This is a genomic window from Pseudomonas abieticivorans (genome assembly GCF_023509015.1).
GTDB classification, from domain to species: Bacteria; Pseudomonadota; Gammaproteobacteria; order Pseudomonadales; family Pseudomonadaceae; genus Aquipseudomonas; species Aquipseudomonas abieticivorans.
The window spans coordinates 4591699-4610074 of record NZ_CP094975.1 but is presented as its reverse complement, the minus strand read 5'-3'; the positions used below and the strand labels follow the sequence as shown (position 1 = coordinate 4610074).

Here is an 18376-nt window from a genome sequence, read left to right as displayed (position 1 = left end):
GCGGGCTTGAGGTGCCACACCCAAGCCGCCGCCCCATGGAAATCATTGCCGGCTGTCGTCCAACAGCTCTTGCGACAGTAAGGCTAGCAACTGGTTACGTGCTGCTCGCTCCCCGGCGCTCAAGCGCTGGATGGCACCATCGAGTTCGACAGGGGTCAAGGCCAGGACCTGCGGCATGCCCTCGCGCAGCCAGGTGTATTGGGGATACTGCGCTTGCAGCACGGCCATCACGTCGGTCGCGACGCTGCCTATCTCAGGGCTGGGCCGGCCCAGTTCCCAGAGGTATTCATGGCCGGCGTACCAGTGTTCGCGCAAGGCCTCCAGGCGGGAGGCATAGCGACGCTCAAGCAGGTCGCACCACCAGTCTTGCGCAATCGCCCATTGCACCCAGCGGCTGTCGGTGTCCAGGCTGCGGACATGGTCGCGGATGCGCTCGCGCAGGCTGTCGGTCAGCGGTTGGTGATAACGCATGTCGGTCGGCTGGGGAGGCAGGTCGAGGGCTTCGGCCAGTTCCATGCGCAGGCGCAGGCACATTTCGATTTCATCAGGCAAGTTGGCCAACTCCTCCAGGGTGGCATCATCCAGCGGGTCCAGCGGCGGGGCGCCGCGTTCGACCAACGCGGTGACCAGGGCCAGCTCGCCGGGTTCGGCGTGACGGCCAATGGCCTGGGGGAACAACGCGGCGCGGCGTACCATGCGCGCCTGCATGATGGCCACCGCCGTGAGGTCCAGGCGGTCGGCGCGGTACAACTGCCGGCTCAGGTTCAGCAACGGGGTCATTGCCTGCTCGGGCATGATGACACTGCCCGCGACGCGATAAATCAACACGCGGGTTTCAAAACGGTTGAAGATCAGTGCAAAACCGTCAACGCAAGTGGTCATCTCCTCCTCGCCAATATCGAATACCTGCCTGCGCAGATGCTCAAGACCCTGGCCATCGTCGCCTGGGACGGGCGCACTGATATCGCTGATCAGTTGCTGTGCCCGTCGGCGCCCGCTGCCTGGATCGTGGCGATATTGCTCGGTATCTTCGATGTGCTCCAACGCCTGGAGAAAATACCGGGCCTGGGGCAGCGCGCGTAGGGCTGCGACCTGTTGACGGACCTCGTCGCAGGCGCCGCTCAGCCAGTCTGCCTGGTCATTGGCCCAAGTGGGCAGGATATTGACCTGGCGCAGGTGCTCCAGGCTCTGTGGCGTCAGGTGCTCTGCCGAGATATTCAAGCGTTGCCTGCGCCCCGTTGCTCGCTCGAAAAAAGGCCCGGGCTGCAGCACGGGCACCTCCTGCAGCGGGTTCTCTTCAAGATTGACAAACGCCAGGCGTCGCGCCGGGGCGTTGATCAGTTCGCTTAGGCCCGCAGGCCATTGCGTGAGGTCGCAGTCACGCAGGTACAGCGTGCGCAGTTGGGTCAAGCTGGCAAGGTCCAGGTGCTCGCCCAATGGGTTGCCGTCCAGGTTGAGCAAATCCAGGCGCGGCATGCGTGCCAGCGCCTGCAGGCTTTCGGCGCTCAACACCAGGTGATTATCGCTGAGCCACAGATTATTGAGGTCGGGCAGACGGGCCAACTGGTCGAGCGCGCGGGCATCTAACACGGTATCGGTGCTGGCCAGCGACAGGTCTTGCAGGCTGCGCAAGCCACCGAGCACTGCCATCGCCGCCGGCGGGGTCTGCAAGGGGTTGTTGCGCAAGGTCAGGATCTGCAAATCGTTGAGGTTGACCAGCCCATCGAACAGGTGGTCAGACCCTTGCAGGCGATTTTCGTCCAGGGCCAACACGTTCAGCTCGCTCAGCAGGCCGACCTGCACGGGGATACGGCTCAATTGATTGTCTTGCAACTCCAGCGCCTCCAAGCGCGGGAACGCCGCCAGGAACGCCGAGGGATCCTCGACCTGGCCGGTGCCGGCCAAACTCAAGCTGTACACGTGATTCATGCGCAGGTTCAAGGCAGGCAGGCGGCCGATGCGGTATTCGGACAGGTCCAGCTCATGGCCCCGGCCACGGTTGCGCGCCGATTGCATGGTGGGCGCTTCACGGCGCCAGGCCGCGAGGATCAGTTGAGCGGCATTGGCACGGCTTTGCGCCTGGACCGGTTCCTGGTTGCCATTTTCATCGACGATCAGGTCGGGGCTTTCTGTCCAATCCACCAAGGTGGCCTGCAACCGACGGTACTCCAACTCCCGCAGGCCCAGGTTCAGGTCGACTGCCGGCTCAAGTTCCTGGCGCAGCCTTTGCAGTTGGTCTTCGTCGGCCTGTGGGTACAGCCGCGCCAAGCGGTCCTGGCGGCGCAGGTTGCCCGGCCGGCCACTCAGCTCGTAGCCAATCAGGCCATTGGCCTGCCGCGTGGGCGGGCGCAGCCAGGCGGGGGCGCGTTGCTGGCCGATCAGCCGCGCGGCAACGGCGCGGTTGGCCACGGCCTGCTCGAACAGCGGCGCACCGTCCGCGACCAGGCCGGCAGCCAGCCGCGCACTGTCGGCACTGGCCATGCCCGGTATCACCAGCCCCAGCAGGGCACGGTTCAATTGCCGCTCGCGCAGGGCCATGCGCGCCAATTCGGCCAGGCGCAACGGTACCTGCCCGAGGCCAAGCAGTTGGCGTTCGCGATCATTGGCCTGGGCCTGAATCTCTTGCGCCGCGTGCGGGCTGAGCCGGGGAAAATCGCGCTGCAGCGGTGTAACCACAACCGCGACGGGGTCAGCAACCGATGCCCCGGCACGCACATCCGCCAGGCATTCGAGCAACGCCGCGGGCAACGGCAGTCGCTCGACCTGCAAGCGGCGCACGGCGGCCTCGCTCAGGCCGCAGGCCAGGCGTGCCTGCTCCAGCGCCTCATCGCCAACCCCCTCGACCTCCGGCCCCAAGTTGCGCAATGCCTGGCGGGGGCTCCACAACCGCGCCTGGCCCTGGGTATCGAGCACCGGCTGCAGGCTTTCGACGAACGCCGAATGCAATGGCGCCAGCACGGCGGCCTGCGCGACGGTGGCCGCCACCTCGAACAATTGCTGCAGCGCCTCCTCGGTTTGCCCGTGGGTCCAGTCATCGAGCCCTTCGAAGACCTCACCCAACAGCTGCCCGGCCATGACCGCTGCCATCAGTACATCAAGGCCGGGCACTACCAACGCACCGATGTTCAGCGCATCAAAACCCAGCGTTTGCCACCGAGCCATGCGCTGCGCGTGGCGCACGCGATCGGCCTGCCCGGTACTGACAACGCAGGCCCCGGCATAGGCGGTGACCTGGTTGCGCACCTCCAGGTACAGCCATTGCGCCAACGAATGCTCTTGCGAGATCGCCCGGGCGCCCAGGTCGGCATCAGGGTTATGGACCCGATCCTCATCGCTGGCGGCAAGCAGCGGCAGCGGGTTGAGCCGATGGTAAAGCTGCTCGGCAAGCGCCTTGCGCGAATCGATCGGTGCAAGCAGTGCCCATTGCTGGCACTGCTCGGCGCTGTTCAGGCGCGGGCGCAGCCAGTGTTCGAAGTCACTTAGCCGGGCGTAGCGCCACAGTGGCCGATCCGGGTCACCGGGCAAGTACACCAGGTGGGGCGAAGCCGGGTTGTCACCTTGGCGCAGGACCGTCGCCCGGTGCAGCGGTATACCCAGGGAGGTCCAGGTAGCGGCCAGGTAAAGCTGGCACACCTGGACCACATAGCCGTCCCACCGCGGCGCTTGCCCGGCCAATAGCTGTTCGACCAGCACGGCATCTTCTTCACTCAAGCAGCGCTGCAATCGCGCGCGCTGCACCTGGGTGCGCAGCTCATCGGCCAGGCTCGCGCAGAGGCCGGCACGTGCCCAGTCCCGCAGGCTATCCGCCGGTTGGCTCGGGGTGGGCAACGGCGGGTAGATGTGGTCGACGTGCGCCTGGTAGCGCGCGCCCAGGTCCAGGCGTCGGCAGGTGGCCGCGAACTGCGCGGGGCTGATGTGCACCGCCTTGCCTGGATCGTAGCTGTTCCAGTAATGCACCAGCGAACCCGCTGGCAGAATTGCCGAATCGCGCTCGAACTGCGCATCCTCGGCAAAGTTACTCAGGGCCGCAGCCAGCAGCGAGCGCGGCGGATTTTTCAGCAAAGGCCGCTGAAAATGGGCGTAGTGCTGCAGTTCGACCAACTGGTGTTGGTCCAGGTCCAGGTCCAGGTTGTATTCATCCTGCAACGCCTTGGCCAGTAGCGGCCTGCAGAAGTCGACCGGCTGCGCAAGGCGCTGGGCAATTGCCAACGCCTTGGCCCGGGAGGCCCGACTCTTATGCAGGCGCTGCTGGAATTCGTCGCGCTGTGCAACCGTTGCGTTTTTCAGCCAACTGGGCAGCGCCTTGGCGATGTGTTCGGCGGGGGTGGGAAGCAAATAGGGGTTGGCGTTCATGGCACGCTCCGCTGGAGGGCTGCGGCGGGATGCCGGGCCTGGGCCAGTGGAACAAACCGCCCGGCCGAGCGAGCGGTAAATAGCTAGGCCCGTCGCCAAGCGCGGGGTGCATTGAAGCCATGCGCGCCTCACAGGGCAACCGGCCCTTGCCCTACGCTGCCCCAACGGTGCATTGTTAACCCACTAGCGCCCTGGAGCCCGCCCCCCATGAAAAAACGTGTCGCACTGGTCCTGGGCTCCGGCGGTGCCCGAGGCTACGCCCACATCGGCGTGATCGAGGAAATCGAGCGCCGTGGCTACGACATCGCCTGCATCGCCGGCTGCTCCATGGGCGCGGTGGTCGGTGGTATCTATGCTGCCGGCAAGCTGGACGAATACCGGCGCTGGATCGAAAGCCTGGACTACCTGGACGTGCTGCGCCTGGTGGACGTGAGTTTTCGCCTGGGCGCCATCCGCGGCGAAAAGGTGTTCGGGCAAATCCGCAAGATCGTCGGTGAACTGAACATCGAGGATTTGCGCATTCCCTACACGGCCGTGGCCACCGACCTGACCAACCAGCAGGAAATCTGGTTCCAGGTAGGCTGCCTGCACCAGGCCATGCGTGCTTCGGCCGCGATCCCCAGCCTGTTCACCCCGGTGATGCAAGGCAACCGCATGCTGGTGGACGGCGGCCTGTTGAACCCGTTGCCCATCGTGCCGGTGGTGTCCAGCCACTGCGACCTGATCATTGCCGTGAACCTCAACTCCACTAACCAGAAACACTACCAACTGCCGGTGATCGAGCGCCCACCTGCGTTCAAAAGCCGTTTCGACCACCTGCTCAACTCCCTGGGTTCCCACCTGCCGTTCCGGCGCAAACAGGCCGAGGAAATGCTGCGCCTGGAACAACAGGCACTGCAACCGGCGGCCGCCGTGTTGCCCAACCCCTGGCTGGCCGATGCCGCCAAGCCCCAGGTCCAGCAACCGGCGGCAGCGCCAGAGAACGAAGGCGCGCCAAGTTCTGCCACCGGCTCAGTGATCATCGATAACGTGGGGCCCGCCTCCCTGCTGGATCTGATCAACCAGAGCTTCGAGGTGATGCAAACCTCCCTGGCCCAGTACAAGATCGCCGGCTACCCGCCGGATATTCTGATCAACGTGCCCAAGCGGGTGTGCCGTTTTTTCGAATTCTACAAGGCGCCGGAGCTGATCGCGCTGGGGCGCGAGATTGCCCGCGATACGTTGGATAATTATGAGAGTGAGAAGCGGTGAATGGGGGGGGGTGGGCCACTGCCGGTCAAGCGCGCGGGCTGGGTTGAGATTCAAGGGGGGCTGAGCCAACCCAGGCGGCCACCCGGTCTGCCCCCCCTCCTTGAGTCTTGAGCCACCCACCCCCCCCTCCTTCCAAACAAAAACCCCGCCACCATTAGTCGCCACCCCCCCGGATAGATTAAAGTAACCCCCCCGGCGCCAACGCCTGGGGCCCCCTTCTCCAGGAACCGTCATCGATGGAACATCGTGAGGCGCTGATTGCGCTGCGAACCTTTCTTTCAACGCAAATTCTCGGCCAGGAAAAACTGATCGACCGCTTGCTGATCGTGCTGCTGGCCGACGGCCATATGCTGGTCGAAGGTGCCCCGGGCCTGGCCAAGACCAAGGCCATCAAGGAATTGGCCGAAGGCGTTGAAGCACAGTTCCATCGCATCCAGTTCACCCCCGACCTGCTGCCGGCCGACATCACCGGCACTGAGATCTATCGCCCGGAAACCGGCAGTTTCGTGTTCCAGCAGGGGCCGATCTTCCACAACCTGGTGCTGGCCGACGAAATCAACCGGGCGCCGGCCAAAGTGCAATCGGCGTTGCTGGAGGCCATGGCCGAGCGCCAGGTCAGCGTGGGCCGCAGCACCTACGAGCTGAGCCCGTTGTTTCTGGTGATGGCCACGCAAAACCCCATTGAGCAAGAAGGCACCTACCCGCTGCCCGAAGCGCAGCTGGACCGCTTTTTGATGCACGTGAAAATCGGCTTCCCGGATGCCGCCGTGGAGCGGCGCATTTTGCAGCAGGCCCGTGGCGAGGCGCTGAACGGCGAAACCAAGCCTGAACGCCGGGTCAGCCAGCAAGCCATCTTCGCCGCGCGCAAAGAGATCCTCGGCCTGTACATGGCCGATGCCGTGGAGGAATACCTGGTGCAACTGGTGATGGCCACCCGCACCCCCGGCAAGTTCGACCCGGAAATGGCCGAATGGATCGCCTATGGCGCCAGCCCCCGTGGTTCCATTGCCCTGGACCGTTGCGCGCGGGCCCACGCGTGGTTGGCCGGGCGCGACTTTGTCAGCCCCGAAGACATTCAGGCCGTGCTGTTCGACGTGTTGCGCCACCGCATCATTTTGTCGTTCGAAGCGGAAGCGGCGGGCATCGACCAGGACCGGGTGATCCAGCGCATCCTCGACGTCGTAGCCGTCGCCTGACCATGAGCGCCCCCCTGCCCGTTCAACCTGGCGTACGCGTCACCCTGGCCGAGCTGATCGAGATGCGCCATCGCGTGCGCGAGGTGCAGCTGTTTTCCACCCCCGGCCAGCGCAGCCCGCTGATCGGCCTGCACCACTCCAAGCTGCGCGGGCGGGGGGTGGATTTCGACCAGGTGCGGGTGTACCAGGCCGGCGACGATGTGCGCAGCATCGATTGGCGCGTGACCGCGCGAACCCAAGAGCCGCACACCAAGCTGTTCCACGAGGAGCGCGAGCGGCCGATCTTTATCCTGGTGGAGCAAAGCCGCCGGCTGTTCTTCGGCTCCGGGCAAATGTTCAAGTCGGTGCTGGCCGCCCAGGCCGCTGCCTTGATCGGCTGGGCCGCCCTGGGCCATAACGACCGCATTGGCGGCCTGGTGTTCGGCGATGGCGAGCACTACGAGGTCAAGCCGCGGCGCAGCAAGCAAAGCCTGTTGCAACTGCTCAACCGCCTGGTGCGCGTCAACCAGTCGCTGCACACCGAAAGCGTGCCCGAACCCGGCGCCCTGGACATGGGCCTGCGCCGCGCCCGCGAGGTGCTGCGCCCCGGCAGCCTGGCCATCGTGATTTGCGATGAGCGCGCCTTGAACGAAGCCGCCGAGCAACAACTGAGCCTGCTATCGCGCCATTGCGACCTGTTGCTGCTGCCGCTGTCCGACCCGCTGGACCACGCCCTGCCCGCCGCCGGCTTGCTGCGTTTCGCCCAGCGCGGCGCACAGTTGGAAATCGACACGTTGAACCCCGAACTGCGCCAGGCCTACCGCGCCCAGGGCGAGGCGCGCATCGCCCGCTGGGAACTGCTGGCGCAGAAACTGCGGGTACTGATGATGCCCCTGAGCACCCAGAGCGAAATGATCGAACAGTTGCGTGAATACCTGAACCCCCAGCGCCCGGGCAAAAGCCGATGAGCGCCCTGGACGCCCTGCAACCTTTGATCGACCCGGCGCCCATCAGCGCCTGGCCACCAGCGCCGGGCTGGTGGCTACTGTTGGCCCTGATCCCCTTGTTGGGCTGGGGCCTGTGGCTGGCGCGGCGTTTTTTGCCCAAGCCCAAGGCCCAGCTCAAGGTCGAGCAACCGCTGGACCCGATTCGCCAGGAGGCCCTGGCCGAACTTGCACGCTTGCCCAAACCCTACGACGGCGCACCGGCCGGGGCCTGGCTGCAGCAAATCAACGCGCTGCTCAAACGCCTGTGCCGCAACCACTACCCCAATGCCCACAGCCACACGCTCAATGGCCGCCAATGGCTGGCGTTTCTCGACAACCGCTGCCCGGCCGCCGGCCTGACCCGCTGGATGGTGCTGGTGGAAGGCGCCTACAAACCCGAATGCAAGCTCGACGACAAGGCCATCGCCGGCCTCAACCAGTCGATCGAAACCTGGATTCGCAAACATGTTTGAGTTCGCCTGGCCGTGGATCTTCGCCCTGTTGCCCCTGCCCTGGCTAATGCGCCTGGTGCTACCGGTGGCCGACAGCGGCGAGCCAGCGCTGAAAGTCAGCTTCCTGGACGAACTGGAAGGCCTGGCCGGGCGCCGCGCGCGCATCAGCCTGCCGACCTGGCGCCAGCAAGCCCCGTTTATTCTGCTGTGGCTGTTGCTGCTCACGGCCGCGGCACGCCCGCAATGGCTGGGCGAGCCGCTGCCGATTGCCGCCAGCGGCCGCGATCTGCTGGTGGCGGTGGACGTGTCCGGCTCCATGGACTACCCCGACATGCACTGGGAAGACGACGAAATCAGCCGCCTGGCGCTGGTCAAGCACCTGCTCGGCGACTTTCTGGAAGGCCGTAAGGGCGATCGCGTGGGCCTGATCCTGTTTGGCAGCCAGGCCTACCTGCAAGCGCCGCTGACGTTCGACCGGCGCACGGTGCGCGTGTGGCTGGATGAAGCGCGCATTGGCATCGCCGGCAAGAACACCGCCATTGGCGACGCCATCGGCCTGGGCCTCAAACGCCTGCGCCAACGCCCGGCGCAAAGCCGCGTGCTGATCCTGGTAACCGACGGCGCCAACAACGGCGGCGAAATCCACCCCTTGACCGCCGCGCACCTGGCCGCCGAAGAACAGGTCAAAATCTACACCATCGGCATTGGCGCCGACCCCTCTGCCGATGGCCCGCTGGGCAGCCTGGGCCTGAACCCCAGCCTGGACCTGGACGAGCCCGCCCTGCAGGAAATCGCCCAGGTTACCGGTGGCCGATATTTTCGCGCACGCGACGGCCAGGAACTCAAGCTGATCGGCGAAACCCTGGACAAACTCGAACCGGTGACCCAGCAACCCACCCAGGCCCGCCCCACCCACGCCTTGTACAGTTGGCCTTTGGCCTGCGCCGTGCTGATCAGCCTGCTGCTGGTGGCCCGCGTGCACTGGCCAAGCAACCCGTTGCAGCGCCTGCTGGAAAAGCGCGGCTTGCTGCAACCCTCGCCGCACTGGCGTGAACGGCTCAAGCGCCTGCGCTTGCGGAGGCGCCGATGAGCGACTTCTGGCCGCATTGGTTCCGCCCACTCTGGCTGCTGCTGGTGCCGCTGTTCGGCTGGTTGCTGTGGCTGCTGTGGCACCGGGAAAAACGTGCCGGGCGCTGGCAGATGATCCTGCCGCCGGCTTTCCATGCGGTGTTGCTGGGCGGCGGCCGCGGCCACAGCAGCAAACTGCCGTGGGTGGCCCTGGGCCTGGCCTGGACCCTGGCCTTGCTGGCGCTGCTGGGCCCCAGCTGGCAACGGGTGGAGCAAACCACCCAGAAGCCGGCCGATCCGCTGGTGGTGATGCTCGAACTGACCCCGCAAATGCTCGCTGACGATCTGGTGCCCAGCCGTCTGGAACAGGCCCGGCGCAAGCTCATGGACCTGCTGCAAAGCCGCCGCGACGCGCAGACCGCGCTGATCGTGTACGCCGGCAGCGCCCACGTGCTGGTGCCGCTGTCCGACGACCTGGCCACCAGCCGCAACCTGCTCGACGCGCTCAAGCCATCGATCATGCCGCAAAGCGGCCATCGCGCCGACCTTGCCGTGGAGAAAGGCCTGACCCTGCTGCACCAAAGCGACTTGGGCGTTGGCCGCCTGTTGTTGATCACCTCGTCACTGGATGAACAGGAGCGCGAAGGCATCCTCAAGCGCCTCGACAGCCAGGCGCCGCGCCTGCTGGTGCTGGGCATCGGCACCCGCGAGGGCGCGCCGGTAAAAGCCGAGGGCGGTGGCTTTCTCAAGGACGCCCAGGGCGCGATCCTGATGCCCAAACTCGACAGCGCAGCGCTCAAGGAATTCGTTGGCGAAGTGGGCGGCCTGTACCGCCAGGCGCGCGCGGACAATGACGATTTGCGCGAACTGGGCCTGCTGGACGGCCCGCAAGCCCTGCGCAGCAACGGCCAGACCGTGCAACTGGACAGCTGGGCCGACCAGGGCTACTGGTTCCTGGTCCCACTGCTGTTGCTGGCCGCCTGCGCCGGGCGGCGTGGCTGGCTGTTCTGCCTGCCGCTGCTGTGGTGCCTGCCGCAACCGAGCTATGCCGCAAGCCTTGAAGACCTCTGGCGGCGCCCCGACCAGCAAGGCCAGTATCTGCTGGAGCACGGCCAGCCCGCCGAAGCTGCACGGCGCTTCGAAGATCCGCAATGGCAGGGCGTGGCGCTGTACCAGGCCGGCGACTTTGCCGGTGCCGCCCAGCGCTTCGCCGAAGGCAACAGCGCCGCCGACCACTACAATCGTGGCAACGCGCTGGCCTTGAGCGGTGAACTGGAGGCGGCGCTCGATGCCTACGAGCAGGCCCTGGAGCGCCAACCCGACCTGAGCGTGGCGCAGCAGAACAAGGCCTTGGTGGAGCGCCTGCTCAAGGAAAACCGCGAGCGCGAACAGGCCAGGCAGGCGGCTGCGCAAAAACAGCAGGCCCAACAACAGGCAAACCAGGGGCCGGCCGAGCAGAACGCTCAGTCCGACGCCGCCGCCAGCCAGCAGCAAGCGCAGAACGAGGCCGATGCTGCGGCCCAGCCAGACCCAGACAAACAGCCCGGCGACAACGCCAAGCCAGCGCCGGCCAGTGACAGCCCCAAGGATGAAGGCGGCGCCGGCAAAACGGCGGACGAACCGATTGCCTTCGCCCCGCAACGGCCCACGGGCGATACCCTGGACGGCGAACAGCGCCAGGCGCTGGAGCAATGGCTGCGACAGATCCCGGACAACCCGTCGGAACTGCTGCGCCGCAAATTCTGGTACGAACAGCAACAGCATCAGGAAAAGACCCGATGAGCCGCGCAAGCGCCCTCTTTATCACCGCTGCCTTGATCATGCTGGCGCCAGCCAGCCAGGCAGCGGCGCTGGTCGCCAGTGTCGACCGCACGCGGCTCGACTCTGGCGAGACCGTGACCCTGACCCTGGAAAGCAGCGATGCCACCCAGTTCGGCAAGCCGGACCTGGCGCCCCTGAACAGTCAGTTCGAGGTGCGTGACACGCGCCAGGTCAACCAACTGACCACCTTGGGCGGCAACGACCAGGCCACTACTCGCTGGCTGATCACCCTGATGCCGCGCCAGACCGGTAGCGTGGTGATCCCGCCCCTGGCACTGGGCGAGGTGCACAGCGAGGCCATCACCCTGCAGGTGCTGCAAAGCGAAGCGCCGGCGGCCGACAGCCAGGCGCCGGTGACCCTGGAAGCCAGCCTGGACACCGACAACGTCTACGTGCAGGCCCAGGCCGTGCTGACGGTGCGCGTCTACCATTCGGTGTCGCTGTACGACGACAGCAGCCTCAGCCCGCTGCAGCTTCCCGATACGGTGATCCAGCAACTGGGCGATGCGCGCACCTACGAAAAGATGATCAACGGCGTGCGTCACGGCGTGATCGAGACCCGCTATGCGTTGTACCCGCAGCACAGTGGCGTGCTGACGATCCCTGCCCTTTCGTTCAGCGCCACCCAGGTCGATTCCGGCACCGGTCAGGACGCGTCTGCCAAGCCCGGCAAGGTCATCCAGGTCAGCTCGCCCGCCACGACCCTGACGGTCAAGCCCAAGCCCGACGTGTACCCGGCCGATGCCCCTTGGCTGCCCACCCGCAGCCTGACCCTGAACGAAAGCTGGAACCCCGAGCCCAATCAGCCGCAGGTCGGCGATTCGCTGACCCGCACCGTGACCCTCAAGGCCGACGGCCTGTCCAGCGCCCAGTTGCCACCGCTGCCGGGCACCGATGTCAATGGCCTGCGCCGCTACCCCGACCAGCCGCAACTGAGCAACCAGGACGGTGAACGCGGCTTGATCGGCAGCCGTGCCGAGCGCGAGGCGCTGGTGCCCACGCGCAGTGGCGCGCTGGCGCTGCCCAGCATCGACGTGGTGTGGTGGAACACTCACGAAGACCACCTGGAACACAGCACCCTGCCCGCGCGCACCCTGCAGGTAGTGGACAACCCAACCATGGCGGTGGACGCCCCGGCCAATGGCAGCGCCCTGGACAACGCACAACTGTGGCCTTGGCAACTGAGCACCGTGCTACTGGCACTGACCACCCTGATCGGCTTCGTGTTGTGGTGGCGCGCCCGCTCCCAGCCAGCCGTGGCCCGCGTGGTACAAGCCGGGCCCAGCCCGCGCACGCTGCTGGATGATCTCAAGCGCGCCTGCCTGGCCAACGACCCGCAGGCCACCCGCCAGGCGCTGGACGCCTGGGCCCGCCAGCAACCGGAAACCCTGGCTGACCTGGCCGCACGCTATGTGCCGCTGTCCGATGCCCTGGACGGTTTGAACGGTGCGCTGTACAGCGAAACCGGGCAATTCTGGCAAGGCGAAGACCTGTGGCGCGCCATCGGCACTATCCCCGCCGCCGACCGCGAGCAGGCGTTGGTGAGTGATTTACCGCCGCTTTATCCCAAATAATTTCTTCAGGTTGACTCATGCGTCTGTTCCACACCTCCGACTGGCACTTGGGCCAAAGCCTCCATGGCCAAGACCGCGACTTCGAGCACGCCTGTTTTCTGGACTGGCTGCTCAAGCAACTGCGCGAGCGCCAGCCCGACGTGCTGCTGATCGCCGGGGACATCTTCGACACGGTCAACCCGCCGGTCAAAGCCCAGGAGCGCCTGTACGACTTCATCGTCGGCGCCCATGAACAACTGCCGCTGCTGACCATCGTGATGATCGCCGGCAACCACGACTCCGGCTCACGCATCGAGCTGCCGGCACCCTTGATGCGCCGCTTGCGCACCCACGCCCTGGGCCGGGTGTTGTGGCTGGAGGACGGCGTGCTCGACAGCGAGCGCTTGCTGATCCCCTTGCCCGATGCCAGCGGCGCCACCGCCGCCTGGTGCCTGGCGCTGCCGTTTTTGCGCCCGGCCGAAGTCACCGGCGCACACTTGGGCGACGACTATCTGAGGGGCATTGGCCAGGTCCATGAACGGCTGATTGCCGCAGCCCAAGCCAAGCGCCAGCCTGGCCAGGCACTGATTGCCATCAGCCACGCACACATGGCCGGCGGCTCGGTGTCGCAGGATTCGGAGCGCAGCCTGATCATCGGCACTGCCGAAGCGCTGCCGGCCAGCCTGTTCGGCGAAGCCATCAGCTACGTCGCCCTGGGCCACCTGCACAAGCCGCAGCGAGTCAACGGTGAGGAGCGCATTCGCTATTGCGGCTCGCCCATCCCGCTGTCGTTCTCAGAGATCGACTACCCGCACCAGATCCTCGACGTGGTGTGCCAGGGCGAGCAACTGGTCAGCGTCGACACGCTGCTGATCCCCCGCGCCGTCGATCTCAAGCGCATCGGCCCGTTGCCATTGGCCCAACTGCTGGCGCAACTGGCCGAACTGCCGGAGCTCGACCTGTTGGCCGAAGTCACCCGCCAGCCTTGGCTTGAAGTCCGCGTGATTTTGGACGAGCCGCAACCCGACCTGCGCCAGCAGATCGAGACGGCCCTTTCGAACAAGGCCGTGCGCCTGGTGCGCATCGCGGCCGAATACGCCGGTAGCGCCCACGCCGATGGCAACGACAGTGCCGCGCTGATCGACCTGGACCAACTGACCCCGCAAGAGCTGTTCAGCCGCGCTTGGCTGGCGCAGTACGGCAACGAGGTGGACCAGGGCACCCTGGACGATTTCGCCCAACTGCTGCAAGACGTGCAACAGGAGGCCGAGCAGCCATGAAGATTCTCGCCATCCGCCTGAAAAACCTCGCCTCGCTGGCCGGGCCCTTCGAAATCGATTTCACCGCGCAGCCGCTGGCCAGCGCCGGCCTGTTCGCCATCACCGGCCCCACCGGCGCCGGCAAGAGCACCCTGCTCGACGCCCTGTGCCTGGCGCTGTTCGGCGCCGTGCCGCGCCTGAACAATACCGGCCGCGACGCCAAGGTGCCGGACGCCGATGGCGAGATCGCCACCGGCGATCCGCGCACCCTGCTGCGCCGTGGCACCGGTGCGGGCTACGCCGAAGTGGATTTCGTCGGCATCGACGGGCGCCGCTACCGCGCCCGCTGGGAAGCCAACCGCGCCCGCGACAAGGCTGGCGCCAAGCTGCAGGCCAGCCGCCAGAGCCTGCGCGACTTGGACAACGACCAATTGCTGGCCAGCCAGAAAGGCGAATACAAGACGCTGCTCGAAGCGCGCCTGGGCCTGAATTTCGAACAATTCACCCGTGCCGTGCTGCTGGCCCAAAGCGAATTCAGCGCCTTCCTCAAGGCCGACGACAACGAGCGCAGCGAACTGCTGGAGAAGCTCACCGACACCGCGCTCTACACCCGCCTGGGCAAGCGCGCCTACGAGAAGGCCCGCGAGGCCCGCGAGGCGCACAAGCAGCTGCAGGACCAGGCCGGCGGCATTGCCCCACTGGAGCCGCAAGCGCGGGCCGAATTGGATGCGCAGTACAACCACGCCGTGCAGCAGCTGCGTGAGCAGCAAGCCAAAGGCAAGCAGCTCGAACAGCAGCAACACTGGCACCGTGAAAGCCTGCGCCTGCAGGGCGAACAGCACGCCGCCCAAGAGCAGTTGCACAGTGCCGAGCAGGCCTGGCAGCACTTGAGCGAGGCGCGCGCAAACCTCAGCCAGTTGGAACAACTGGCGCCACAGCGCCACCTGTTTATCCGCCGCGATGAACTGCAGCAGGCGCTGACACCGCTGGCCGAGCGCACGGCCCTACTGCAGGCCACGGCGCATACCCTGCAACATCGCCAAGCCGAACTGCAACAGGCGCGCCAACAAGCGCAAGCCGCCCTGGAGCACGCGTTGGCGACGCAACAAGCCGCCGCACCTGGCCTGCGCCAGGCCTTCGATGAGCACAGCCACCTGAGCCGGCTCAACCAGCAAAGCGTCGAACAAGGCCTGGCCCTGAAAGCCGCCGAGCAGGCCAATGGCGACGGCCAGCAGGCGTTGCACACCCTGATAGAACGCCAGGCCGCCAGCGACCAACAATTGCAGCGTATCGCCGCCCAACTTACCCACAGCACCGACCTTGCCGCCCTGGCTGACGCCTGGAGCGCCTGGCGCCCGCGCCTGCAACAAAGCCTGACCCTGAGTGCGCGCCTGCGCAAAGGCCAGCAAGAACTCCCACTGTTGGCCCAACGCGCAGCCGATGCCGAGCGACAATTGGCTGAACAACAGCAAGGTCTGGATGCCCTGTATGCCGACGCCCAATGCAGCGCCCAGGACTTGGTGCCGCGCCTGGCCGAACTGACCACCCGCCTGCAGGGCAATCGTCAGCACCTGCGCAGCGCTGAAGAACTGCAGCGCCAACTGCAACGCCTGGACGAGTTGGATCAACGCCAGCAAGCCCTGCGCAGCCAGCAGCAACAGGCTCTGGAACAACGCGACGCGCGCACCCGCGAAGGGCTGCAACTGAAAAGCGCCCACCAGGCGGCGGTGCAGGCCCTGGACCTGACCGTGCAACTGCTGCAACGCCAGCGCTTGGCGCGCAGTGCCAGCGTCGAGGAGTTGCGCGGGCAACTGCAGAGCGATCAGCCGTGCCCGGTGTGCGGCAGCGCCGAGCACCCGTGGCATGAGCCGCAAGCGCTGCTAGAGGCGCTGGCCGGCCATGACGACAGCGAAGAGCGCAAGGCCCGAGATGAAGTGGAAAGGATCGCGGCACGGCTGGCCGAGCTACGCGCCGAAGTGGCCGGCCTGATCGACCAGCAAAAGCAGCTAAAGGCTCAGGAACAACCCCTGCAAACCCAGCAGGAAGCCTTGCTGCCTGCCGTGCAGACCCATCCGTTGTACGCCACCCGGGCCGGTTTGAACGATCATCTGCAACAGCTGGCCGCCGAGCTTGGCGCCGACGAGCACGCGCAACAACGCCTGCTCACCCTGCAGCAAGACACGGGCCGCCTGGCGCAACAACTGCAGGCCAGCCAGCAGGCCCAACACACCGGCCAGCAGCAACTGGCCGAACAACGCCAGCAAATGGCGCACGACCAGCAACGCCTGGACGAAGAGCTCGACGCCTTCGCCAGCGTGCTGCCGCCTCCCCGCGTGCAAGCGTTTGTCGAGGACGCCGCAAATGCCTTCCTGCACCTGGACCAGGCCGTGGCCGCGCGCCTGGAACAGCTCGATCAGCGCCAGGGCGAACAACAGGAGAACGACCAGCGTCGGCAACGGATCGACCAGCAGCAGTTGCTGCAACAAGGCCGCGAACAGAGTCTGCTGCAATTGCGCCAAGAGGCCGAGCACGCGCAGCAGCAACGCCAGGCCTGCCAACAACGGCTCGGCGAGTTGTTGGGCGACCACGCCGACCCACAGGCTTGGCAAACCCAGGTGGACCAGTCGGTGCAGCACGCCCGTCACAGTGACCACCAGGCGGGCCAGCAACTGCAAGCGGTGTTGACCGAAACCGTACAGGTGGCCAGCGAGCTCAAATCACTGGCCGAGCAGCAACTCAACCAACAACAGAGCCTGCAAGCCCTGCACGCCATCATCGACCAGTGGCGCAGCCAGCACCCCCAACTCACCGACGAGGCTTTGCACGCCCTGCTGAGTTTCGACGCGCAACAATTGGCCGCCCTGCGCCAGCAACTGCAGCAAAGCGACACTGGCCTGGAACAGGCGAAAACCTTGTTGCAAGAGCGCCAGCAGAAACTTCAGGCCCACCAGGCCCAGGCCAATGGCGCCTTGCCCAGCGATGAACTGGACACTGCCCTGCTGGCCCTGCAAGCCGACTGCGCGGCCTGCGAAGACGCCTGCGCCGAGCTGCGCGCCGCTCAAGCCGAAGACCAGCGCCGCCTGGCCGCCAATCAGCACCTGCAAGTATTGATCGACAGCGCCTTGGGCCAATACCAGCGCTGGGCACGCCTGGCGGCCTTGATCGGCTCGGCCACCGGCGACGCCTTCCGCAAGATCGCCCAGGCCTACAACCTCGACCTGCTGGTACACCACGCCAACGTGCAACTGCGCCAGCTGGTGCGCCGCTACCGCCTCAAACGCGGCGGCAGCATGCTCGGCCTGCTGGTGGTGGACACCGAAATGGGCGACGAGGCCCGTTCGGTGCATTCGCTGTCGGGCGGCGAAACTTTCCTGGTGTCCCTGGCCTTGGCCCTGGGCCTGGCCTCCATGGCTTCGAGCACGTTGAAGATCGAATCGCTGTTCATCGACGAAGGCTTCGGCAGCCTGGACCCCGAATCCCTGCAACTGGCCATGGACGCCCTCGACGGGCTGCAGGCCCAAGGCCGCAAAGTGGCGGTGATCTCCCACGTGCAAGAAATGCACGAACGCATCCCGGTGCAGATCCAGGTGCGCCGCCAGGGCAATGGCTTGAGCACGGTGGAGGTCAGCGGGTGATCCTGTATTCTTTTCGACGCTGCCCCTACGCCATGCGTGCGCGCATGGCATTGCGCTACAGCCAGGTGCCAATCTCGGTCGTCGAAGTGAGTTTGAAGGCCAAGCCGGCCGAAATGCTCGCGCTGTCAGGCAAGGGCACGGTGCCGGTGCTGGACCTGGGCGTTGAAGGGGTGATCGATGAGAGCTTGCAGATCATGCTCTGGGCGCTAGGCCAGAATGACCCCGAGGATTGGCAGCGCATCGGCAACCCATTGCTTCAGCGGGAAATGGCCGATGTGATCCGCTACAACGACGAAGTGTTCAAAGGGCATTTGAACCACTACAAATACGCCGAGCGCTACCCGGAACAGCCCATGGCGCATTATCGCGAGCAGGGTTGCGTGTTCCTCCGGCAACTGGACGAGCGTTTGCATCAGCACCGGTTTCTGTTTGGTGAACACCTGAGCCTGGCCGATGTGGCCGTGGCGCCGTTCATCCGGCAGTTTCGTGCGGTTGACCCGCAGTGGTTCGTACAGTCGCCCTACGGTGCGCTGGAACAATGGATCAAGGCGTTCCTCGATACGACACTGTTCAAGGCCATCATGGCGAAATGACGAACTGGGTAGCGAGCGTTGCGGCCAACATCACCGCGACGTAGACGCCAATGGCAAGGTAGGCGCCGTGCTTGGCGGAAGACAGAATGGAACTGGCCATGAAGGATCCCCTTCGACGATTGTCAGGCCTGAAGAATCGTCCAACCGGTCAAAAAATACCAGTCGCGTTTCTCAATGCATCTGATCGGTTTTGCTTATCGAACGGCTGGCGCTTTCCGATGGATCGCGCC

At 65.7% G+C, this 18376-nt stretch carries 11 protein-coding genes; 10 read left to right on the top strand and 1 reads right to left on the bottom strand.

The genetic code is table 11. The features are described 5' to 3' along the window. Positions 1–42 precede the first annotated feature (42 nt). A complete protein-coding gene (locus tag L9B60_RS21115; protein WP_249672849.1) occupies positions 43–4353 on the bottom strand; it encodes a dermonecrotic toxin domain-containing protein in 4311 nt (1436 codons plus the stop codon). Between the two features lie 207 nt (positions 4354–4560). Here L9B60_RS21115 and L9B60_RS21110 point away from each other — a divergent pair, with 207 nt between their 5' ends. From L9B60_RS21110 to L9B60_RS21065, 10 genes are all read left to right on the top strand, one after another. Continuing rightward, a complete protein-coding gene (locus tag L9B60_RS21110) occupies positions 4561–5604 on the top strand; it encodes a patatin-like phospholipase family protein (protein WP_249672848.1) in 1044 nt (347 codons plus the stop codon). Between the two features lie 236 nt (positions 5605–5840). After that, positions 5841–6800 carry an AAA family ATPase gene (locus L9B60_RS21105; RefSeq protein ID WP_249672847.1) on the top strand — a complete coding sequence of 320 codons (960 nt, stop codon included), beginning with the start codon at positions 5841–5843 and terminating at the stop codon, positions 6798–6800. A 2-nt stretch (positions 6801–6802) separates the two neighbouring features. Further along, entirely contained in the window at positions 6803–7747 is a 945-nt protein-coding gene (locus L9B60_RS21100; protein WP_249672844.1) for a DUF58 domain-containing protein, read from the top strand. After that, positions 7744–8238, top strand: a complete 495-nt coding sequence (locus L9B60_RS21095; RefSeq protein WP_249672842.1) for a DUF4381 domain-containing protein — start codon at positions 7744–7746, stop codon at positions 8236–8238. Before L9B60_RS21100 ends, L9B60_RS21095 begins: the two co-directional genes overlap by 4 nt. After that, positions 8231–9307 carry a vWA domain-containing protein gene (locus L9B60_RS21090; protein ID WP_249672840.1) on the top strand — a complete coding sequence of 359 codons (1077 nt, stop codon included), beginning with the start codon at positions 8231–8233 and terminating at the stop codon, positions 9305–9307. The genes L9B60_RS21095 and L9B60_RS21090 overlap by 8 nt, the downstream gene beginning before the upstream one ends. After that, positions 9304–11067, top strand: coding sequence for a VWA domain-containing protein (locus L9B60_RS21085; RefSeq protein ID WP_249672838.1), 1764 nt, complete (start codon positions 9304–9306; stop codon positions 11065–11067). The genes L9B60_RS21090 and L9B60_RS21085 overlap by 4 nt, the downstream gene beginning before the upstream one ends. After that, entirely contained in the window at positions 11064–12680 is a 1617-nt protein-coding gene (locus L9B60_RS21080; protein WP_249672836.1) for a BatD family protein, read from the top strand. The genes L9B60_RS21085 and L9B60_RS21080 overlap by 4 nt, the downstream gene beginning before the upstream one ends. 17 nt (positions 12681–12697) lie before the next feature. Beyond that, on the top strand, positions 12698–13939 hold the full coding sequence (locus L9B60_RS21075; protein ID WP_249672834.1) for an exonuclease SbcCD subunit D C-terminal domain-containing protein: 1242 nt from the start codon (positions 12698–12700) through the stop codon (positions 13937–13939). Then, entirely contained in the window at positions 13936–17553 is a 3618-nt protein-coding gene (locus L9B60_RS21070) for an AAA family ATPase (RefSeq protein ID WP_249672832.1), read from the top strand. Before L9B60_RS21075 ends, L9B60_RS21070 begins: the two co-directional genes overlap by 4 nt. Then, complete coding sequence (locus L9B60_RS21065; protein WP_283780520.1) at positions 17550–18146, top strand: glutathione S-transferase; 597 nt, start codon at positions 17550–17552, stop codon at positions 18144–18146. The genes L9B60_RS21070 and L9B60_RS21065 overlap by 4 nt, the downstream gene beginning before the upstream one ends. Positions 18147–18376: the final 230 nt, after the last annotated feature.